The 21,131-nt window shown below is 59.1% G+C and carries 23 protein-coding genes; 18 read left to right on the top strand and 5 right to left on the bottom strand.

Annotated elements, in window-relative coordinates:
* Positions 1-38: 38 nt before the first annotated feature.
* Entirely contained in the window at positions 39-1,187 is a 1,149-nt protein-coding gene (locus HL657_RS09975) for an ORC1-type DNA replication protein (protein ID WP_317296671.1), read from the bottom strand.
* Positions 1,188-1,335: 148 nt separating this feature from the next.
* Positions 1,336-1,509 (bottom strand): hypothetical protein, encoded by a 174-nt coding sequence (locus HL657_RS09970; RefSeq protein WP_317296670.1) that lies wholly within the window; start codon positions 1,507-1,509, stop codon positions 1,336-1,338.
* A gap of 253 nt (positions 1,510-1,762) precedes the next feature.
* Between HL657_RS09970 and HL657_RS09965 the strand changes: the two genes are divergently transcribed.
* Positions 1,763-2,272: a hypothetical protein gene (locus HL657_RS09965; RefSeq protein WP_317296669.1), complete on the top strand. Its 510-nt coding sequence runs from the start codon at positions 1,763-1,765 to the stop codon at positions 2,270-2,272.
* A gap of 351 nt (positions 2,273-2,623) precedes the next feature.
* On the opposite strand, the gene HL657_RS09960 is transcribed toward HL657_RS09965, so the two are convergent.
* Positions 2,624-4,543, bottom strand: a complete 1,920-nt coding sequence (locus HL657_RS09960) for a hypothetical protein (protein WP_317296668.1) — start codon at positions 4,541-4,543, stop codon at positions 2,624-2,626.
* Positions 4,544-4,846: 303 nt separating this feature from the next.
* Here HL657_RS09960 and HL657_RS09955 point away from each other — a divergent pair, with 303 nt between their 5' ends.
* The 3 genes from HL657_RS09955 to HL657_RS09945 all read left to right on the top strand — a co-directional run bounded on the left by HL657_RS09955 (position 4,847) and on the right by HL657_RS09945 (position 6,254).
* The gene (locus tag HL657_RS09955) at positions 4,847-5,029 is read left to right on the top strand and encodes a hypothetical protein (RefSeq protein WP_317296667.1); all 183 of its coding nucleotides are present in this window, start codon (positions 4,847-4,849) and stop codon (positions 5,027-5,029) included.
* A gap of 691 nt (positions 5,030-5,720) precedes the next feature.
* Positions 5,721-5,951 (top strand): hypothetical protein, encoded by a 231-nt coding sequence (locus HL657_RS09950; RefSeq protein WP_317296666.1) that lies wholly within the window; start codon positions 5,721-5,723, stop codon positions 5,949-5,951.
* A 21-nt stretch (positions 5,952-5,972) separates the two neighbouring features.
* Positions 5,973-6,254 (top strand): type II toxin-antitoxin system RelE family toxin, encoded by a 282-nt coding sequence (locus HL657_RS09945; RefSeq protein ID WP_317296665.1) that lies wholly within the window; start codon positions 5,973-5,975, stop codon positions 6,252-6,254.
* Here HL657_RS09945 and HL657_RS09940 read toward each other — a convergent pair.
* Both HL657_RS09940 and HL657_RS09935 read right to left on the bottom strand, forming a co-directional pair.
* Positions 6,243-6,431 (bottom strand): hypothetical protein, encoded by a 189-nt coding sequence (locus HL657_RS09940; RefSeq protein WP_317296664.1) that lies wholly within the window; start codon positions 6,429-6,431, stop codon positions 6,243-6,245. The two genes, HL657_RS09945 and HL657_RS09940, sit on opposite strands and share 12 nt — an antisense overlap.
* Positions 6,432-6,692: 261 nt before the next feature.
* On the bottom strand, positions 6,693-6,857 hold the full coding sequence (locus HL657_RS09935; protein WP_317296663.1) for a hypothetical protein: 165 nt from the start codon (positions 6,855-6,857) through the stop codon (positions 6,693-6,695).
* 424 nt (positions 6,858-7,281) lie between these two features.
* On the opposite strand from HL657_RS09935, the gene HL657_RS09930 reads away from it, so the two are divergent.
* The 14 genes from HL657_RS09930 (at position 7,282) to HL657_RS09865 (ending at position 20,872) form a co-directional block, all read left to right on the top strand.
* A complete protein-coding gene (locus HL657_RS09930; protein WP_317296662.1) occupies positions 7,282-8,082 on the top strand; it encodes a hypothetical protein in 801 nt (266 codons plus the stop codon).
* Between the two features lie 3 nt (positions 8,083-8,085).
* The gene (locus HL657_RS09925; RefSeq protein WP_317296661.1) at positions 8,086-8,580 is read left to right on the top strand and encodes a flagellin; all 495 of its coding nucleotides are present in this window, start codon (positions 8,086-8,088) and stop codon (positions 8,578-8,580) included.
* Positions 8,581-8,582: 2 nt separating this feature from the next.
* Positions 8,583-9,053, top strand: a complete 471-nt coding sequence (locus HL657_RS09920; protein WP_317296660.1) for a flagellar protein FlaF — start codon at positions 8,583-8,585, stop codon at positions 9,051-9,053.
* A gap of 1 nt (position 9,054) precedes the next feature.
* Positions 9,055-9,798, top strand: a complete 744-nt coding sequence (locus HL657_RS09915; protein ID WP_317296659.1) for an ATPase domain-containing protein — start codon at positions 9,055-9,057, stop codon at positions 9,796-9,798.
* 3 nt (positions 9,799-9,801) lie between these two features.
* Positions 9,802-11,655 carry a type II/IV secretion system ATPase subunit gene (locus tag HL657_RS09910; protein ID WP_317296658.1) on the top strand — a complete coding sequence of 618 codons (1,854 nt, stop codon included), beginning with the start codon at positions 9,802-9,804 and terminating at the stop codon, positions 11,653-11,655.
* A 1-nt stretch (position 11,656) separates the two neighbouring features.
* A complete protein-coding gene (flaJ, locus tag HL657_RS09905; RefSeq protein ID WP_317296657.1) occupies positions 11,657-13,255 on the top strand; it encodes an archaellar assembly protein FlaJ in 1,599 nt (532 codons plus the stop codon).
* A 2-nt stretch (positions 13,256-13,257) separates the two neighbouring features.
* Positions 13,258-14,337: a hypothetical protein gene (locus HL657_RS09900; RefSeq protein ID WP_317296656.1), complete on the top strand. Its 1,080-nt coding sequence runs from the start codon at positions 13,258-13,260 to the stop codon at positions 14,335-14,337.
* 45 nt (positions 14,338-14,382) lie between these two features.
* The gene (locus HL657_RS09895) at positions 14,383-15,189 is read left to right on the top strand and encodes a CheF family chemotaxis protein (RefSeq protein ID WP_317296779.1); all 807 of its coding nucleotides are present in this window, start codon (positions 14,383-14,385) and stop codon (positions 15,187-15,189) included.
* Between the two features lie 69 nt (positions 15,190-15,258).
* Positions 15,259-15,621, top strand: a complete 363-nt coding sequence (locus tag HL657_RS09890) for a response regulator (RefSeq protein ID WP_317296655.1) — start codon at positions 15,259-15,261, stop codon at positions 15,619-15,621.
* A 2-nt stretch (positions 15,622-15,623) separates the two neighbouring features.
* Positions 15,624-16,658 carry a chemotaxis-specific protein-glutamate methyltransferase CheB gene (cheB, locus tag HL657_RS09885; RefSeq protein ID WP_317296654.1) on the top strand — a complete coding sequence of 345 codons (1,035 nt, stop codon included), beginning with the start codon at positions 15,624-15,626 and terminating at the stop codon, positions 16,656-16,658.
* The gene (locus tag HL657_RS09880) at positions 16,651-18,585 is read left to right on the top strand and encodes a chemotaxis protein CheA (protein ID WP_317296653.1); all 1,935 of its coding nucleotides are present in this window, start codon (positions 16,651-16,653) and stop codon (positions 18,583-18,585) included. The genes cheB and HL657_RS09880 overlap by 8 nt, the downstream gene beginning before the upstream one ends.
* A gap of 12 nt (positions 18,586-18,597) precedes the next feature.
* Positions 18,598-19,212 carry a chemotaxis protein CheC gene (locus HL657_RS09875; protein ID WP_317296652.1) on the top strand — a complete coding sequence of 205 codons (615 nt, stop codon included), beginning with the start codon at positions 18,598-18,600 and terminating at the stop codon, positions 19,210-19,212.
* 17 nt (positions 19,213-19,229) lie between these two features.
* Positions 19,230-19,721 carry a chemotaxis protein CheD gene (locus tag HL657_RS09870; RefSeq protein WP_317296651.1) on the top strand — a complete coding sequence of 164 codons (492 nt, stop codon included), beginning with the start codon at positions 19,230-19,232 and terminating at the stop codon, positions 19,719-19,721.
* Positions 19,722-19,780: 59 nt separating this feature from the next.
* Positions 19,781-20,872, top strand: a complete 1,092-nt coding sequence (locus tag HL657_RS09865) for a ligand-binding sensor domain-containing protein (protein ID WP_317296650.1) — start codon at positions 19,781-19,783, stop codon at positions 20,870-20,872.
* Positions 20,873-21,131: the final 259 nt, after the last annotated feature.

Here is a 21,131-nt window from a genome sequence, read left to right as displayed (position 1 = left end):
GAACGGGTCTTCTATATCGCAAGAAGATCCCGCCCCCCTCACTCCCTGCCGACACCCCGCTTCCCGCAGATCTGCACCACCTTCTCCGGCTCATAGCGCAACGCAACCTCGCTCGTCCTCCCGCCGGCCTGCACCCGGATCAGGTCGACCAGCCGCAGCGAGTCAAGCTTTCGCAGTTGCCGGGAGAAGACCGTGTAGCCGACCTTCGGCGTCTCCTCGACCCGGCCGTAGATCGCGCCGGAGACCAGCGGCCCGGTCTCTTCCTGCGACAACTCCGCGATCCGCCGGAGCAGCAGCCGCTCGTCTGCAGAGAGCGCCCGGATCGTGCAGGCGAGGTGAACGTGCTTCGCCTGCGCGTAGGCTTTCGTGATATCCTCCTCGACGACCTCGGTGCGGGCGGCACACTCCGCGTTCAGCACCGCCCGCTTCACCAGGTCAAGCCCCACCCGCACATCGCCCGACTCCATCGTCTGCTCGATGATGCAGTCCAGCATCGATGCTGAAAACACACCCGGATAGAGGCCGATCCGGATCCGGTCCAGGAGGATACCCCGGATCTCGCCGGCGTCATAGGGTGGGAAATAGATGTCCGACGGGCGGAACGGTGAGAGGACCCATTTGCTTAGTTCGGTAGCGATATCGAGGTTCATGTCACTCACCGTCGCAAAGACCGCAGCTCTGGCGCCCGGGTAATCCTGGTGCAGCCGGAGCAGGGAGTTGACGACGTCCCCCAGCGTGTTGTTGTAGTGGAGCAGGTTCGCGTCGTCCAGGCAGACGATCAGGCTCTTCTCCTGCCGTTGCAGGGCACCGCCGATCGCGTCCAGCACCGACTTAATCGAGATCCCAGTTCTTGCCGGGGTGTGCCCGAAGACCGCTGCGTAGATCCGGGAAAAGACCATGTACTTCGTCCGGTCGTTCTGGCAGTTCACGTAGACCGGCACGATCTTCCTGGTAGTGTGTTCAATCTCGGTAAAGATCCGAAGCACACTGCTTGTCTTCCCGGTTCCGGGCAGACCCCTGCAGATGGCGTTCAGCGCCCGCCCGCCTTCGAGTGCGGGGCGGACCTGGTAGGCAAGGTCTTTGAGCTGGCTCTCGCGGTAGTTGAAGAACTCTGGAACGTAGTCGATCTCGAAGACATCGATGCTCCGGAAGAGTGTCTGGTCGGACATGAGGAGTCGCGTTCGCATACAAAGATCGTCGGGAGACGGTTATTTAAGCGGGGGCCGTGCGCATGGTGAAAGTGAAAACGGAGTTGAGCCGGGAGACCTTTTACGCCAATATCGCCGTTGGTTTGTCCAATAAAGGCCACTGTGCGCGAAAATCTAGTGTGACTGATTATCCGCCGAGCACCTTCACCAGCACCGCCACGACCCCGCCGACAACCCCGCCGGCCCCGGCGCTGACCGTCGAGAGCCGCCGCTCTTCGCCGGCCTTCTCCGCGCGCCACCCCTCCAGCGCCCGGATTCGGCCCTCAAACTCCTCGTCCTGCGTCTCCATCCGGTGCAGCATTTTACAAATCCACTTCACGTCCCGGTTCGTCTCGTAAGACCGAGCTCCCGGGTGGTCTTCTCTTCGGTCATCCTGGTAACCCTCCTGGAGGACAGTAGGGCGTCAGAGTGAAAAAGACTTACCGTAATGCTTATATTTCAGAATCGGAGCCAAATCCGACCTCCCTGATAAAGTCAGGTTGATACCCTCCCGCGTCCACCCTATAAGTGTCTGTCACATTCCCGGGAAGCCTGGCAGGCAAGGAGAGCCAACCATGGCAGACTTCGTGCAGACTACCGTCAACAAAACGGCGCTCCGGGACCTCGCCGTCCCGATCGTCGATGTAGAGTCGTTTAACACCCTCGTCCAGGCCGTCATCAACGACAACCCCTTCGGGTGCGTCGGCTACACCGGCTCCGACGGGCAGACCGTCGACCCGGTCGTGCTCAACCGCGAGCACTACACCGCGAAGGTGAACTTCGTCGACGGCAACGGCAAGCGCCTCGGGACCGTCTCCCTGCTGTCCCCGACGATCGCCGCGTTCAACGCGAACGCCGCAGAGGTCCTCGCCAACACGGCGATCAAGAGCGCGATGGGCGCAACCGCTGCCGTCCGCGACACCAATCGCGAGACCTACTACGCCCAGCTCAAGTGCCACGACCCCTCCGGCGACGACTACTACGTCACCTTCACCAGAAAGACCGTCCGGATCTCGTCCTACCAGGACGACGCCATCAAGGCCGCCGTCGAAACCTGGGCCGACGACGTCACGTCGCTCGACTGAAGAGGGGAGAACTCCCCTCTTTTGAAGAGTGAGAACGGCAGTTTACAAAGGAAAGAAAGCCCCCGCAGCCTTCACACACCCCAACCGCCCGGGCGAGAGTATAGGGCGTGATCGCGTTACTCCGCTCGTAGTACCTGGTTTGACGGTGCGGCCACTGCCCTGTCGACCGCTTTCTATCAAACCTCCTGCAACGGAAGTTTGATAGATTCCTGAACATCATTGTGGAAAAGATATCCCTGCCGGCAGGATGAGTTCTACCTCTCTTCTCGTACCAAATTCGGGCCATGTAAGCACAACGGGGATGCAAGCGATATTACAACTTTGGAACCCCGGGGATCGCTGCAAAAAGATTCAGGGAGGGGGTAGTTCCGAAACCCCGATGCAGTACTGGAAGAGCGTCTCAACAACCGGGATCCAGAGCGGGTAGCCGTTGAACTTCGCCACCGAGTACAGGAACACCATCATCAACTGCCACGCGAACGGGACGGCGATGAGGAGGAGCACGGCCGCCGTGACCCACCTCTGCGGTATACCGAACCGCTTTCCCGCCGCGATGAGGACAAGGACGAGAGCCAGCAGCACGAACGTGACCCGGGTAAAGAACAGCGTGTAGCCGGCGTACTGGCCGCCGTAGGGCTGAAAGAGCATCATCGCGACGAGCAGCACCGGAGCGGAGACCGCGATGGCAGCGATCTGCCAGAGCGTCCGCCGTTTCGGGTCGGCACTGCCCAGACGCGATACGGCGTAGACCCCGAGCAGCCCCACCGGCAGATAGAACGGTGTCAGATACCGGATATCAGGAACAATACCGTTGCTCGTATTGAGCCCGTGCATCGACCGGAGGTATGCCACCCAGACCGCGATGCCAACAACAGCAAGGAGCAGGATGACCTGCCGGTCCGACGCACTGAACCGTTCGGGTCTCCTCCATAGCAGGATGGGCAGCAAAACCAGCGCGATGATGATCAGCGGCGAGACCGCCACAAGGCTCATGTTCCCGGATTCGGGGGCAAAGAGGATGCCGAAGATATCGCCGGGCAGGGTCGACCATGACGACGAGAAGTGCCTGGTGGCTATCGAGAGGAAACTTCCAATCCCGCCTGACGGCGCCTGGACCGCCTGGACGACATCACCAACCGCCTCGGCCGAACCGATGAACGCCCCATCGGTTCCGGCACGCCAGACCCTGCTCTGGTAGACGTAGAACGAGGGCACAAGGGGGTTTCCTGTCACGCAGATGTTGTTGATGAAGAGCGGCACGGCCCCGGCAAGCGTGGCAAGAGGGATGCAGAGCGCTTTTGCCGTCTCCTGTACCGGCCCCCGCTGGAGGCCGCGGGAGACCAGGAGCCCGACGAAGTAGAGCGCGGCAAAGACGAAGACCGCCAGCCCGACCTCCGGCCGCGCCCAGGCGAGCAGCCCGATGAATCCAAATCCGATAGCAGCCTCCCGGAGACCCCCGTACCGGATGTAGCGCACCAGGAACAGGAGGACTGCCGCCATCATCGCCGCCACAAGCATGTGGTCCTTCGCGTTTGCAGCCCAGAAGATGTAGGACGAACAGGAGATGCAGGCGATCGTCCCGAAGAGCGAGAGCCAGGTATCCTCAAAGATGGTTCTGCAGGTGAGGTAGACCATCACCGCGAATGCAGCAAAGAGGAGATGGTTCGTGAAGACCACCGCTGCGGCCTCCACGGGTGCATCCGGAGCGGTGAACGGCCAGGGGTAGTACAGGAACAGGTTTACAAGGAACCCGACGAACGCACCACCAATCACGAGCCACGTCCACCGAACTCCCCGCCAGCGGGCATACTGCGGCCGGTAAGCGTCGACCAGCACCGCCATCACAACCGGCAGCACCGACCAGAGGAGGACGATGGCCAGCCTGAACTGGTCGCCGAAGAGGCCGAAGAACCAGAGCGCCGGGAGCGAGAGGACAGGGAGCATCATGGTATAGCCGAGGAGGTTATGGTGAGACTGCATGTACGGCCCCGGCGTCCCGTTCAGGAACGTGCCGTACTTCCCCTCGTTCACGATGATCTGGTGCCCTTCCCCAAGCTGGTGCAGCTGGTTGACGGTGATCCACTCATCGTTCAGGAAGAGCGCCGGGTTCGAGAACGTTATGATGAAGAAGAGCGCGAAGAGGAAGATGAGCACCGGGATAAGGTTCCTGTTCAAAAAGCAGGATAGCGCCCCCTGCTCCGGCTGGCACCGGGCTTCTTCCGCCCGATCGTGTTGGGGCCTCGACGTCGGCCCTCGTCGTCGTGAACTCATAATAATCGCCCGGATAAACCATAGGAGGAGTTAATCTATCGATTGATAAATTGTCGGCCCATCAATTCTTATATCTTCGTATATTATCCAGCTTCATCACTCGAAAGCATTATATGAGACAACATTCAGGAGCATGGGCCAGGGGGCCTCACGACTTGCGTCGGGGAGGAGCCGGCCCCCGGTGTATCCCGATACACCCACACGTCTAGGCTGCCGGGCCTACGTGGTCACGTAATTGTTCACCCTCAGGAGGACGGCACATCTGTCTCAGGAGATGCTTCCGGATCGGCAGGCATCGCCCGGATGGGCCGGGAAACGTTCACCGCCCGGATGCTGCGGCAGGCGGCGGGACTATCCTACCGCCAGGCCGGGCAGATCCTGCAGGGTTTTCAGTTCGACGCCGGGCGCTGCCGGGAGTGGGCGGCGGAACTCGCGATCCGGCCGGAGGAGGAAGGAGGAAGGGGACTCCCCGTCCCTTTCGGATGATCGTTTGCACCATCTACAATCCGGTTGCAAAGGGGGGTGCAAACATAGGTGCAAAGAGATCGAGGGTGCGGATTCTCAACGGCATGAAGCGGAATTGGCGAACGAAGAGATTTCAGCAGATATCCATCACAACGATCAGAAGTCGTTTGCAACAAAATCCGGATCACACAGTCCACCCGATCCGGTTCCACGGGAAGAACGCCGGCATCGTGTGCAGGAACGGAAGGTGCCGTGTGTTCCCGGACTTGTTGCAAACGAAAAAATCGAAAATACTAATTTAACGATGAATCGTAAAAACCTCAACGTAGCGTGGAATTCGAGCGCAAAAGTGTTTGCACCCCTATTTGCACACCCCTTTGCAACACGGGTGCAAACGTTGCAAACGGTGTCCGGCCGCTCGCCGGGGTACCCCAGGACGTTCACCCGGGTCCAGGAAGAAAACGCGAGGAAGGGGGTGAGATGAATACCCAGATATCGGACACACCCCAAAACAGAAGATGTCCGATAAATGTCCATTATCCCGGGTGAGGTATCCGGGCCATAGGTGGTGTCATACTCCCCTGTCGATATAGGCGCGACGTTGCGGCGGGGTCAGAACAGGTGCTGCCCCATCAGGGTGATCATTATGGCACATTTATTCATTGCGGCAAATGTGCACACCAATAAATACCATGATGAACCACACAGATGCATGTCTTCTGCCACAAGCGATACCGGCAGCCAGATCAAGCGCATTCCCGTGAAAGAACCCACCTGGAAGGATCTGCACGACCTGAAAGAAGCCGGAGAGAGCTACGACGAGCTGCTTACCCGGATGATCCGGCGCGAGCGTGACTATCGCGACTGGAAGATGGTTGTCGAGATCGAGGAGGCCGGCGAGTTCGTAGCCTTCGACCCGGACGAGATCCTGCGGGACGATTGAGGGGTTGAGGAGCAGGAGAGCGTGTTCACGATTCTGATCGAGAGGAAGGCACGGGCGTTCTTAAAGGGGCTCCCCCCCAAAACCCGGCGCATTGTCGTCGAAAAGATCCAGGATCTCGCCAGGGACCCGTTCCCGGGAGGAAATAAGGAAAAACTTGAGTATCCCCACCCCCCTGCAGTCTACCGTCTCCATATCAGCAGATCCTTCACCGTCTTCTACATCATTGAACACGAGGAGAATACCGTCAAGATCGAGAAGATTATGACGATCGAGAGGGGCCACAAGGAGTATTCACGCCGGTGAGTGACCGGCACTCATCTGCGGCCGTTGCGGCGAGGTATAGTACATCGCAGAGGTCCCCACAAACTCGATGCCGTAATAAGGGAACTCCACCCCGGAGTCCTTATACGCCGGGTACCGCTTCCACGCCCGCACCAATGCCCGGCCGATCGCAAACCCATCGACCTCCGCCGCGCTCATGCCGCCACCCCCACGCCGCAGGCCCGGCGGCCGGGTCCGATCGTTGTGCGTCGCCGGTGTCGCACTACTGTTTTTGTGCGATGCCAAAGTGCATTTCATGTCGCACAACATTTTTTGTGGGTCATAGGTGTCCCACAAATTCCGTTGTGGGTCACGGATGACCCATAACCCCTGGTATGGTTTGTGTATACTCTGGTATACACAACGAACCTTGTGCATATCGGATCGGGGTTTTGATAGACACAAAACCGTTTGCAGCTATCAGGGTATTCGCAACCGGTCTCCCTCGGTGATGGCGAGCAGGCGCGGGAAGACACACATGCTCGCTCTTCGGCCCGCTCCTCGCTGCAATACCTGGACGAGCTCGTTCCCCTCCAGGTCCTTGAGGAACGTTGCCCCGCTTACCCTCGGGATCGCTGCCTGCATAACAGATTATACGCTACAGAACGCTGCACAGTCGAATACCCCGGCCGGGCCCACAGCGGAGACGCGGGCGAGGCAGGGCTTGCGTGTTCGCTGACCGGCCCCCTCGGACATCAATCCCATCAAGAAAACGCGAGACCGCTCCCCGCTCCGGCCGGCACCGGGCTTCTTCCGCCCGATCATGTTGGGGCCTCGTCGTGGACATACCGATCGCCCGGGAAACTCTGCCACACGGCCTTCGAATGTTAACAAACCTCTCCTCTGGATAGTTCATGCGGTGTCACGCCAGGCCGCAACTTCGCACCGCCACCAGAAGTCCCACCCCGAACCACCCCCACACAACCTCCAGAACACCCCAAACCAACAGGAAATCACGTATCTATATGGCAAAGGTTTATAAATAATAATGATGATATAAATCAACATTATGGTGGGGGTAGACCAGGCTCAGATCGATAAAATACTTGCCGGGGTGTCTTCCGATGACCCAGAGACCCGTCTCGACGCTCTCGAGAAGGAACTGGACTTCGTCAAGACCTCGATCAAGCGGCTGCTCATCGACCTCCGGGAGCGGATGAACGAACTGGACAACCCATTCACCAGCGCCGCCATGTCTTATTCCGGGAACCGGTTCGAGCCGCCGGCTCTCGCTGCGGACGATGAGGAGAGCGAGATGCCCGCACTCGACGCTCTCCCCGCCGGCCTCGGCGTGCCGGAGGTGCACCCGGCCCCGGAGGGGCTCGGCACCGGGTTCTTCCCCGCTGACCTCGACCTCCCCGGAGGTAGCATGGCCGCTCTCCCGGAGGCAAAGCCCGCAACCCCGGAGACGAAGGGCGCGGGAAAACTCAAACTGCAGAAAGTCCACCGGCTCTTTGCGTGGGTGCACCAGGGGTGCGGCAAGTACGGGCACGAGCACATGACGATCATGATCGACGCCTACCGGTCGATGGGCTACATCACCGACGACGTCGCCGACCAGATCCGGGAGATCATGCGGATGGCCCCCGAGACCCGGTGCGACGTCGCTGATATCGGCCCAAACGAGTTCGTCTCGGAACTCTACGTCTTAAACCGGATCCTCGACCCCGAGGATGCAACGCTTGACCGGGACCTGATCGAGGTGCTGATGCTCTCCCGGCGCGGTTCGGGGGAACAGGAAAGCAGGAAAACATCCTCACAGGAACGAGATGCCGGTGATACCTGGATTGAGTTGCTGGACAGGATATGATGGATGTCGAGTGAAACCTTCACCACCGCGATGTTCCTTATCGCCGCCATCATATCGGCCGGCGTCCTCATTAATGCAGTCTTTCCCGTCATCTACACCCTATCAGGCACGATCGCGTCGTCCTCCCACACCGTAGACGAACGGCTGAGCACGGACGTGAAGATCGTCACGACGTATGCCGGCAACGAGAGCAGTACCGCCAGAATCTGGTTGAAGAACGTCGGCGCCGGCAGGATCTCCAGCGCCGACGTGCAGAAGGCCGACGTCTTCCTCGGGGGCCAGGGCGACTTCGTCCGGCTGACACGGGCAACAGAGCTCGACTATGAAACCTGGAGGTACGAGATCCTCGAGGACACGAACAATTACTGGGACCCGGGAGAGACACTCTACATCGAGGCAAAGACGGAAAAGATCCCCGAGAAGGAAGATATCGTCTATTTCCAGTTCGTCCTCCCCTCAGGCCTCTATCGGTCGACCACCTTCACCGCGAGTGATTAGCCATGAGTGCAGGATCCCTTGTCGCATCCGGAGTCGGCATCCTCCTCCTGGTCGTCACCGCCTACATCCTGATCGGCGGAGCCCTCACCACCACGGAGGTGATGGTCGAAGCGCAGAGCAACCTCGCCGCGTACCAGGAGGCCCGGATGCGGACGGCGATCGCGATCCAGAACACGACGATCGACGGCTCGACCCTCTATGTCGAAGTGAAGAACACCGGGAGCGAACCGGTCGTCGAGATCCCGTCCATCGACGTCTACCTCCAGAACGAGGGAGTCCCGGTCTACGTCCCCTACGGGAACTGGAGCACGGTGAAGATCGATCCGGACGGAGTCCACCCGGGCCAGCTCGACCCCGACGAGACCCTCAACCTCTCCATCACGTGCCCGGAGGGTGCCGGCCCGACGTGGGTTCAGGTCGTCACCCCAAATGGGGTCTCAGGTTCCGCATACATAGGTAAACCCGGTGAATAACATGGCCACGAGCGACCACACAGACAGCAACATCCTCGATCTGCCTGACAGGACAATCCTCTCGACCGGGAACTCCGAGCTCGACAAGAAGATCGCCGACGGCCTCCCCCTCGGGTCGCTCACCCTCATCGAAGGCGAGAACGACACCGGCAAGAGCGTGCTCACCCAGCAGATCGTCTGGGGGGCCTTAAAGCAGGGGTTCAACGTCGACCTCTTCTCGACCGAGAACACGAGCAAGAGTTTCCTCACCCAGATGGAGTCGATGAGCCTTGATATCTCCGACTACTTCGCCTGGGGCTACCTCCGGGTCTTTCCCATGCACGTCGTCGGGTTCGAGTGGACAAAAGAGAAGATGCAGGGGACGCTTGAACGGATGATCGCCTACATGGAGCAGAGCAAGGCGCAGGTGATCGTCATCGACTCGCTCACCCTCTTCACCGAGTATGCCAAGCAGGACACGGTCCTCACGTTCTTCACCAACTGCAAGAACCTCGTCGACCACGGCAAGACCATCCTCGTAACCCTCCACACCTACGCCTTCGTTGAAGATTCCCTTGTCCGTATCCGCTCGATCTGCGACGCTCACCTCTTCATGAAGAAGGCGCTTGTCGGCGGCAAGTATGTGATGATGCTCGAGGTCGTCAAGGTCCGCGGGGCACGAAAGACAACCGGGAATATCATCAGTTTCGAGGTTCACCCGGGGTACGGCATCAAGATCATCCCGGTCACAGTCGCAAAGGTGTAAAGAATGGGATCTGCGCTGGAAGCAACGGTCATCCTCCCCTTCGAGCCCGAGTTCATCGACGAAGGGAACGACTGCTACAACAACGTAGAGTCCTGCGCACTGTATCGGATGCTGCCGGCAAACGCCCGTGACTACGTCAAAGCGAGCCCGCACCTCCTCGAGTACCTCCACATCCTCCCGGTCAACACCGTCGGCATCCCGCTCTTCCTCTCGGAGCTGAAACGGGACTTAAAATCGATGGAGAACCCAAACATCATCTACCCGGTGAACGAGACAACGTTCATTCATATCTTCCCCGACCCGGACGACGTCCGGAACTGGTACATCCCGATCGAGCCGTCGTTCCTCCATTCCGTCAAAGAGATCCTCCCGGTGATCGAGGAGAAGCTGATCGACATGATCGATGTCCTCGAGGAGGAGCCGGTGACCCAGCAGGCACGCATCGAGGTACTGAAGAATTTCATCCAGCAGCTGGTGTATGTCCAGCAGCCGGGCGAGGTGATCGACGAGTCCCTGCTCGCCGGCGGGACGGCAAAAGACCTGAAAAGCCGGATAATAACCTTCCTCTCCTCGGATATCGGCGCACCGGCAAAACCGCAGACATCAGGACGCCCCGAACTCGCCGACGGGCGGATCATCCTCACGCAGCAGGAGTACAAGGCGCTCGAGTACATGATAATTCGCGACAAGATCGAGATGGGGACGCTCAAACCATTCCTCTCCGACCGGTACATCGAAGATATCACCTGCGACGGCGTCGGACCGATCTTTATCGAGCACAAGATCTTCAAGGGACTGAAATCGGTCGTCGGGTTTCAGGACTCAAAAGAGCTCGACGCCTTTGTCATCAAACTCGCCGAGCGGATCAAACGGCCGCTGACCTACAGAAACCCCATCGTGGACTCAACCCTCCCCGACGGCTCACGTATCAACATCGTCTACGGAACCGAGATCAGCAAGCACGGAAGCAACTTCACCATCCGTAAAGTGAACGAAATCCCCCTGAGCATCCTGCAGGTCATCGAGAGCGGGGCATGCAACTACATGATGGCTGCCTATCTCTGGATCTGCCTCGAGTACGGGATGTCGATGTTTGTCTCCGGGGAGACCGCAAGCGGCAAGACAACGACCTTAAACGCCCTGACGACCTTCATCCCGCCCGAGAACAAGATTGTCACCATCGAGGACACCCCGGAACTGACGGTCCCCCACAGGAACTGGACCCGTGAGGTCGCGAAGGCCAAAGGCAAGGGCGAGGGCGAGGGATCGGAGGTTACGATGTTTGACCTTCTGAAATCCGCCCTTCGTCAGCGCCCGAACCAGATCCTGGTCGGCGAGATCCGTGGGGTGGAAGGATCCGTTGCGTTCTCCGCAATGCAGACCGGCCACCCGGTGATGAGCACCTTCCACGCCGCTTCGGTCGAGAAGTTGATCCAGCGTCTCTGCGGCGACCCGATCAACATCCCCAAGACCTACGTCGACAACTTAAACCTGGTCATCATCCAGAGCGCCGTGAAACTCCCCCAGGGCGGGACCGTCCGGCGGATGCTCAGCATCAACGAGCTCGTGGGCTACGACCCCGAGACCCAGGGATTCTCCTTCATGGCGACGTTCGTCTGGGACCCGGCAACCGATACCTTCACCTTCACCGGGAAAGGGAGCAGTTACCTCCTCGAGAACAAGATCGCGACAGTACTCGGCATCCCCGAGAACCGGCGGGCAGACATCTACGACGAGGTGGATAAACGTGCCAGAATTCTTGAACGGCTCCATAAGGCCGGGTACACCCAGTTCTGGGACCTCTTCCACATGACGACGAAGATCAAGAAGCAGGGGCTGCTCACCATCGAGGTGTGATGTGTTTGAGGATGTGGCCGAACGGTTGCGCGCAGCAAACCAGGGAAAAATACCGTTCGAGGAGCAGGCCGCATACCTCAGCGATCTCCGGTCATCTATCCTTGAGAACAAGAAGATGGAGCAGGATCTGCTCCTCATGTACACCTACATGGCCGCGATCACCACGTCGGCCGTGACCCGGCCCGAGATCTTCGAGTACACCTCAGAGCGGCATGAATACATCCCATCGCGCTACATCGCGAAGGTGCAGCGCCTGGTCGCCGGGTGGGGCCAGAACTATGCCGGAGGGCTGCGGGCCGTCGCCGAGCGGTGCAGGAACAAGACCCTCCAGAGCTTGCTCAACCGCTATGCGAACTCCATCGACTCAGGTGTCCCGGACGACGACTTCATCGCGACGGAACTTGCGAGCATCCGCAGCATCTACCGGAACACGTTCGAGCAGGGGATCGAACTCCTGAAGAAATGGGGTGACGCCTACATCGCGATGCTCCTCTCCGGAACGCTCGTCGCTATCATCATCATGATATCGGTGGCCATCTATGCTCCCGATGGGATCGAAGCGGCCCTGAACTCCTCCTACCTCATCATCATCTCCATATCGGTTTTCGGTCTCGTGATCATGTACCGGGCCGTCCCCGACGATCCTCGCACACACGGCCTTGCCGAGATCTGCTCCAGGGAGCAGGGCATCATCAGGAGATTGGAGCGCCTGATCGTGCCGATCACCATCGCAATCTCGCTGGTCCTCATCCTCATCGGCGCCAACGCCGGCACCATCTTCATGCTCGCCGGCCTGCTCCTGATGCCGCTCGGGGTTATCGGCTACATCGACGATGCCAATGTCATCAACCGGGACAACGACTTTTCCACGTTCATCCGGAACCTCGGGTCGGTCATGGGCGGAAAGGGCATCACCACCACCGACGCACTCCAGGAGGTGGACAAAAAGTCGCTCCTCCACCTGGAACCGTTCGTCAACTCGGTCTCGTCGAAGCTGAACCTCGGGCTCGATGAAGCCGGAAGCTGGAAGAAGTTCATCGGGGAGACCGGCAGTTACCTGATCTATAAGTACATGAACATCTTCCGGGATGCAGTGGCCCTCGGCGGGTCTCCCGACCAGATCGGAAAGATCGTCGGCTCTTCAATGCTCGAACAGGTGCTGCTCCGGAGGAAACGCGACATGATGGTGAAGGGCTTTGTCGTCCTGCTCGTGCCGATGCACGCGGCAATGGTCGCCATCTTCGTCTTCCTCTTCGAGATCCTTCTCTCCATGTCCCATGCCATAACGGATGTGATGAGCCACTTCGAGGAGACTTCGGCAGCCCTCGCGGGAGGAACGTCTTCGATCGGCGGTTCGATGGCAACATCCTTGAACATCTTCGTAAACTTCCCCGAGGACGTAATGCGAATGTACGTGGTAACGATCCTCTTAATGCTGACCGTTGCCAACATCTTTGCAGGAAAGATTGTCATGGGCGGCGACCGATACCTGTACTACTTCTTCGCAAGCCTGCTCTGTCTGGGCACCGGGATCATTTATATCGTTGCACCGATCATCGTGGACATATTCTTTTCTATTCCTGTACTTGTGGAGGTGTGATAGTGAGAGAAAACCTGCGTCGTCCGCTTCTGTTCCTGATCACCGTCGGTACAGGCTCCCTGATCATCGTCCTGGACGCTGCCGCCGAGGTCGTCATCGCAGGAACCGTGCTCGCGGGCTTTCTCGCGCTCGTCGTCACGGGGGCGCTCGACCTGCAAGAGCTGAGACCCTCAAGGATACGCTCGGCGCTCCGGGAGCGAAAGGAGAAGAAACAATCGGAGACGAAACTGCCGGACGCAACGGTGGAGAAAGAGTCTTCAGGCCAGGAGCCGTCATCCGCCGGGCCCGGCCTCTCCGGTATGCTCGGGACGCTCACGGCATCGATCCGGGAGACGATCGCGCATGCCCGCGCCCCAGAAGGTGAGAAGAAGAACCGGCTCGATACGATCGATGCGATGCTTGATGGCGCAGTCGACGGCGCGGCCCCCGATCTGCCCGTAACCCCGAATGTCGGCGAGGATCCAGCCGATCCCCTTGCCTCGCTTGCGGACCTTGACTTCGACTCGCTCGAGGACTTCGACCTTGAGGGGGATATGTCCGATCCCGGGACGGCCTTTGAACCCGATCAGATCGCCCTGCTCACCGCAGAAGATACGGACGCCATATCCGAGATCCTCAAGGCGAATCAGAACGATATCGATGAACTCAACCTGCCGTCCGGCATCGGTACTGCCTCTTCCCCGGCAGCAACGGATGCCCCTGAACTGCCCGGGGATACCGGCATGCCGGACATGAGCGCACTGAGCGAGGAACTCTCTGCACTCGACGAACTGGAGATCGGCGAGATCGAGATCGAGGGCGAAGAAGGAGAAGAAGAGGCTGATACGGAAGAACCTGTCCCGGACGAGGAGATTCTTGAGGAGGAAGAGGAGGAGACGAAAGAAGATTTCGACATGATCTCCTTTGCATCCGGAGGCACGGTCGATGACGACCTGATCACCGCACTCAAGTCCGAAACCAAAAAGAAGAAGTACGTGGAGGATATCAGCCTGGTTCGTGAGTTGAAAGGAGAAAAATACCCTGCAAAAGACCTGGCAGCCGAGCTTGAGGAGATCCTTGCAGCGATGCAGGGAAAACGATGATGGGGTCCCGTGAAATACCAGTATGGGGAAGGTGACGAGGCGCAGATGAAATCAGTCCCGGCAAAGGTCGAACATGAAGGCAGGTGGGTCCCAACGAAAGTGGGTATCGGTGAGGACCGTTTCCGTATTGATGCTCCTCTAAAAGAAGAGATCCCCTACAAAACCGTGGTCAATCTCGAGGAGAAGAAGAACCAGATCATCGTCACCGCCGGAGCGGATGGAACGGCGACCTACCGTATCGCTTCGGTTGAGAAGGTTCTCTCGGTCTTAAAGAAGTTTATCATCACGCAGGCGAGCGCCTACCGGTTGAACGCGTTCTTCATGTCACCCGCAGTCCGCGGGGGTGTGCTCATCCACGACGCCCGGTGGGAGAAGGGAACGATCGCCGTCATGAAGACCGGTATCTGGTTCGTCAGCCAGGAGAAACAGGTCTGCATCCCTCTTGAGGACGTGGCCGGCATCGAACTCACATCCCGCGAGATCCAGGAGAAAGATCTCAACGTGGTGAAGATCGATCACTTAAGCGAGAACGACGTCGTGACGAGTTTCGTCCTCTGCCCGATGACGACGCTCCAGGTCCTCTACAACTTTCTCAAAGAGGCAACGTGCGATACCGAGGTCAGCGAGGAGATTGATCCCCTGACGGGGCAGGTGGCCATGCTGGTCTACAGCGGGATGGACTCGAGCTCCATCGAGAACATGCTCAAACTCTCACACAGGGATCTCGACGCCATCTACGAAAAGCTCCTTGACATGAGGCTTGCCGAAGTGCTCTATGTCCGAAAAGAGGTGCAATTAACCGCAAAAGGCGTCAGATACATCTCAGAGTCGGTAAAATCTCAGAACGAATAAAAGCCTTATTTCTCAAAAACAATAAAGCATATATAACCTTTTCGCTAAATAAACAGTGAGTGGTGTTCGATGGGGAGAATTCTGATCGTCGATGATACAATGTTTATGAGAACGCTGCTGAAGAACATCCTCTTCTCCGGCGGGCACGACATCGTTGGTGAGGCAGCAGACGGGGTAGAGGCCCTTGCCAGATATCAGGAACTCAAGCCCGACCTCGTCACGATGGATATCGTCATGCCGAAGGTAAACGGGATCGAAGCGCTCAAGGCCATCAAAGCCGCCGACCCGTCGGCAAAGATCATTATGTGCACGGCGGTCGGCCAGGAGCAGATGGTCAAACTCGCCGTCAAGAGCGGTGCAAAAGGCTACATCGTTAAACCGTTCCAGGCGCCAAAAGTCCTCGAAGAAGTCAAGAACGTCCTCAGTGCGTGACCATGATACGGGTTCTGATCGTCGACGATTCGCTCTTTATCCGAACAATTCTCCGGGATCTGCTTAAAGACAGCCCGGATATCGAGGTCGTCGGGACAGCGGTCAACGGCATCGACGCCCTCGAAAAGATATCGGGCCTGAAACCCGACGTCATCACGCTGGATATCGAGATGCCGCGGATGGGCGGTCTCGAGGTGCTCGAAGCGCTCAGGAACGAGAACGCGAAACCGAAGGTGCTTGTCCTGAGCACGCTGACGTCCCGGCAGGCGGATATGACCCACCGGGCGCTTCGGCTCGGGGCGGATGACTTCATGCTCAAACCGAAGGATGTCCCGAACGTCAGAGGCATTGAGAGAGAACTTGTCCAGAAGATCAGAAACCTTGTCGCGTTCCCGACGATTGTAAAACCCACTGCAGTCCGGCAGCAGGCAGCGGATGCGATCGTGGTGATCGGCTCTTCTGCCGGAGGACCGCCGATGCTTGATACGCTCCTCTCCGCACTCCCGCCCGATCTGCCTGCCGCCGTCGTCGTCACCCAGCATATGCCCGAAGGGTTCACCGCATCGCTCGCTGAGCGCCTGAACCGGGTCTCGCCCCTGCCGGTGAAAGAGACCGGGAATGGTGAGAGCCTGCAGGCCGGAGCCGTCCTGATCGCAAAGGCCGGGTTTCACTCCGTCATCTCGGGGGTCGCTTCAGGCAGCGGGAGCGTCCACGGGCGCATCATTCACTCGACCGCTCCCCGCCTGCACGCGGTTCGGCCTGCCGTTGATACGACCTTCACCTCCGCAGCGCACGTATTCGGTCCGCGCACCGTCTCCGTGCTCCTCTCGGGGATGGGAAACGACGGCGGCGAAGGAACCCTTGCGGTGAAGGCCGCCGGCGGCACCACGATGGTATGCGCTGAAGAAGATTGTCTCGTATACGGGATGGCGCGATCCGCCCTTGCCAGGAACTGCGTCGATAAGGTGGTTCCTCTCGGGAGACTTGCACGCGAGATAGCGAGAGCAGTCAGTCGGTTTGAGGTGAATCATGTTTGATGAAGAGGCATACCGGAAGCTGTTTGTTGAGGAGTCGCGGGAGAACCACGAGAACATCGTGAACAACCTCCTCGCCCTTGAGAACGGAGACGATCAGCAGACCGCCATCGATGAGATCTTCCGGTCCGCACACACGCTCAAGGGGATGTCTGCGTCGATGGGCTTTGATGCGATGGAGCATCTCTGCCATTCGATGGAAGACGTCTTCTCGCTCATCAGGAGCGGCCGGCGCGAGGTGACCGCATCCCTCACCGACCTTCTGCTCACCTGCACCGACGCGATCGAGGAGATGCTGGATGCTATCGAGGCGGGAGGAGTCCCGTCGGACGAGCAGTCCGGAAGCCTGGTGCATGAACTTCGGGCGTTTGCCGAAGAAGGGGAACCGGTCGATCAGAAAGCATCTTGCGATGCGGACCCGGAGCCGGCAGGGGAGGGTGATGGTCATCCGGTCTACACGTTAACCGTCGCCGTCGACCCGTCCAGCACCATGAAGGACGTCCGGGCCATGCTTCTCCTGCAGAACCTGGAGGAGATCGGGACGATCCTCTCGACGGTCCCCTCACGGGAACTCCTCGAGGACGGGAAATTCGACGAGCCGTTTGAGATTCTCATCGAGAGCGAGGCGGGGGAGGATGCCCTCAGAACCGTCGCTTCCGGCACCGAGATCTCCCTTCTCGATCTCTCCTTCGCGCAGTCGGTACCGGGGGTCATCCCGGTGATGACCGGGGATGCCCAACCTCCCGGGCAGATCCCGGAACCCCAGGTGCAGCGGGCGGTAAAAGCCGAGAAGAACCGGGAGATCAAGAATATCCGCGTCGATATCCAGCGTCTCGACCGGATGATGAACCTGGTAGAGGATCTGGTGATCAACCGCGGGCGTCTCGAGCAGATCGCGAAGAGGCACGGCATCAAAGAGTTCGACGAGGCTCTGAACATGATCGGCCGTTCGGTCTCCGATCTTCAGAACCTTATGATGGGAATTCGGATGATGCCGCTCGAACGCATCTTCAACCGCCTTCCCCGGGTCGTGCGGGACGTCGCGAACCATGACGGGAAGGAAGTCGAGTTCTTTATCGAGGGCGGTGAGACTGAGCTCGATCGGGGTATGATGGACGGGCTTACCGACCCGCTTCTGCATATCATCCGAAACGCGGTGAACCACGGCATCGAGACGCCGGAGGTCCGTGCGGCGAGCGGTAAACCGCCGAAAGGGTCGCTCCGGCTGACCGCGCGGAGGGATAAGGACAACGTCATCATCGAGATCGAGGACGACGGTGCCGGCATCGATCCTGAGATACTCCGGAAGAAGGCTGTCAGCAAAGGCCTCATGACGCCTGAGGCAGCGGCGAACGCAACAAAAGATGAACTCGTCGGCCTGCTCTTCGAGCCCGGGTTCAGCACGGCCGAGACGGTCACCGACATCAGTGGGAGGGGTGTTGGACTCGATGTGGTCAAAAAGACGATCGAATCGCTCAAAGGGACGATCAAGGTGGAAACCGAATCCGGCAGGGGAACGAAGTTCGAGCTGGTGCTGCCCCCGACGATGGCGATCATCGATGTCATGATGGTGCATATCAACGGGATGCGGTGCGCCATCCCGATCAGCAACGTCGTCGAGGTGGCGCAGACACGAATGGAGGCGATTCACCGGATCGGCAACACCGAAGCGATCCTGCTCCGGGACCAGACCCTCCCCCTGCACCGCCTGGAGGAAATGTTCGGCCGGGCGGAGATGAGCGAAACACTGGTTGTGCTGCAGAATAACGACAGAAGGTGTTGTATTGCCGTCGATACCGTGGACGGTCAGCAGGAAGTGGTGGTGAAACCGCTCTCCCGGATTGCAGGCAACTGTCGCGGGATCAGCGGGATCACCATTCCGGGAGACGGCGATGTCGTGCCGGTACTCGACGTAAATACCATGGTTTAGGAGGGAGTTTTGATGGAGTTAGATCCGATTCACAAGGACGCGCTGGCTGAGTTTGGGAACATCGGTGCAGCGCACGCGGCAACGAGCCTGTCGCAGATGCTTATGAGCCCGGTTGAAATGACGGTGCCGGAGGTGCTGGCCATCGACATCGCCGAGTTGCACAATTATATCAGCAACGAGATATCCGCTGTGGTCGTCTTCCAGATCCAGGGAGAGATTGCAGACGGAGGCTATGTCGTCGTCAGCATGCCTCGGGAGACCATCATCCAGCTGACGAACCAGATGCTCGGCACCACCGATACCGACCGTGAGATCAACGAGATGGACCAGAGCGCCGCAATCGAGATCGGGAACATTATGATCTCAGCGTTCCTCGACGCGACTGCAGAACTGCTGGGTATCGTCATGTTGCCGTCTCCCCCGGCGCTGGCCATAGATATGGCGCATGCCGCCTTCGAATCCATCGTCGCGCAGGTCGCGAGCGACGTGAACGATGTCCTGATCTTCAACACCGAGCTCACGAGCGAAGCGCCGCCCGTCTACGGGAGCATATTCATGCTCCCGAACGTTGAACTCACGCAGCAGTTATTCACGATGCTCGAACGCCTGATGGAACCGCTCGCATAACCAGCCTCCGGGATACCATGGAGAACAATTTTTTTGACGAAGAGGCGGGTGTAATCCTGGGTCTGGGCGAACTTCGGGTCGGTGCGTATCCGATGGGAACCATTGGGCTTGGTTCCTGCATCGCGCTCATCCTGCACGACCAGCGGAGGTCTCTTGCGGGGCTCGCCCACATCATGCTCCCGGAAAGCCGCGGGAACACCGAACGTCCCGGTAAGTTTGCGGATACCGCCATGAGCGTCCTCCTCGAGGAGATGGAAAATCTCGGAAGCGTGAAATGCTCAACCACCGCGATCGTCGTCGGCGGTGCAAGTATGTTTGAATTTTCGGCCAGTTCTCTGAATATCGGCGATAGAAACATTGCCGCGGTGAAGGACCAGCTTCACGAACAGAGGATCGGGATCGAGTATGAAGAGACCGGTGGAAAGGTTGGACGATCCGTGTACTACTGGCCGGAGGGGAAAGGCCGCCTCATCGTCAAGAGGGCGGACGGGACATGCATCGCGCTCTGATACTTTTTGTGGCCGCGGCATCCCTTTTCGTACCTCTCTCATCAGCTCTTTACGTCGAAGTGCCTGATTACAATTCAGGCATCGCATCCGCCGGCGTCCTTGATGCCATTAACGGTCGATACGGTGACGTGATCTTTGCGACCGATAACGGCATTTCTGTGTACACGGCAAACGGCACCTGGTATTCGGTCAATGCAAGGCTCCCCGGCGAGACGGCTTACGGCACGCTCGCGCCTCTTGAAACCATGGTGACCGCGATCGCCCTCGATGCAGAGGGGCACCTCTGGATAGGGTATCCGAACGGGCTGCAGGTCGGGGACGGAGAGGGGTACCGGGCAATCCAGGACCTGCAGTTCCTCAAGAACCGCAACATCAACTGCATCGCGCGGTGGGAGGACGAGATGTGGATCGCCACCGGGCGGGCGGGCCTCCACCGATACCGTGACGGTGATTGGACGTGGTATAAGCCTGCCGGGTCCGAAGGCCTCGGGTGCCATACCGTTGTGAGCATGGCGGTCGATGCCGCGAGCGATGCGCTCGTCATCGGGTCGGAGAGCGAAGGTATCCGGGTGCTCAAGGATCGGACGGGCGACGTCCGCTTCGAGCAGGTCACGTATCGCAACGACACGCTTCACGGGATCTCCGGGGTGCGGGTCGATCCGTTCGGCGGCGTGTACCTCTTCAACCGCACGACGGTTCTCCACTATACCCCGGGTGCGGGGGTCACCCGGGTTCTCGGCGCCGGGAACCTGAGCAGGTTCCCGGTCACCATCAACGATATCGCGGCGACGTCCGGGGGGATGCTCTACATCGCGTCCGATAATGGCATATATGGATGGAATTCATCGGGCGTTGCCCTGCATATCACATCCGGAGACGGTATCCGCGCAAACATCGTCAAGAAACTCTTCGTCGACGCCGACGGGCGGTGCTGGTTCGTCGTCCCCGGGAACGTGGGCTACATCCCGCCGACGGCGAAGCCCGCGAGCCTCGATCTCTCCGGCGTCCCGGTGCAGCAGACGCCGGATGCAACAAAGACGCCCCTGCCTCTGACCCCGGTGCCGGCGGAGACGTCCAGAGAGAGTGCCGGGCTGTTTGAGGGGGTTTGGGCTTTCTTTGAAGGGTTGATCGGCGCGGGGAGCCGTGGGTGAGGGGGGCTTGAGAGCGCGGAACAGGGGAAAGGTCGCCGGTTTTCTGGATACCATGGCAGAGCGCGGGCGTGTTTGGGCCGCCCTTTGGGTTAGTTAGGATTGGCTCTAGAAGGGTAGAAACGGCTCTGCTATCGGGAAATCACAATCTATCCTCCTTTTACGAGATTGACGGGTCGTTAGAGGCCCGGAAAAAACCCGATACACTGGACCGTGGGAGAATCGCCACGGGGGGGTGGGGACAGGGGAGGGGGGTCTCCCC

It is taken from the genome of Methanoculleus nereidis (genome assembly GCF_032944295.1).
Taxonomy (GTDB): domain Archaea; phylum Halobacteriota; class Methanomicrobia; order Methanomicrobiales; family Methanoculleaceae; genus Methanoculleus; species Methanoculleus nereidis.
This window is presented reverse-complemented; position numbering and strand designations above follow the sequence as displayed.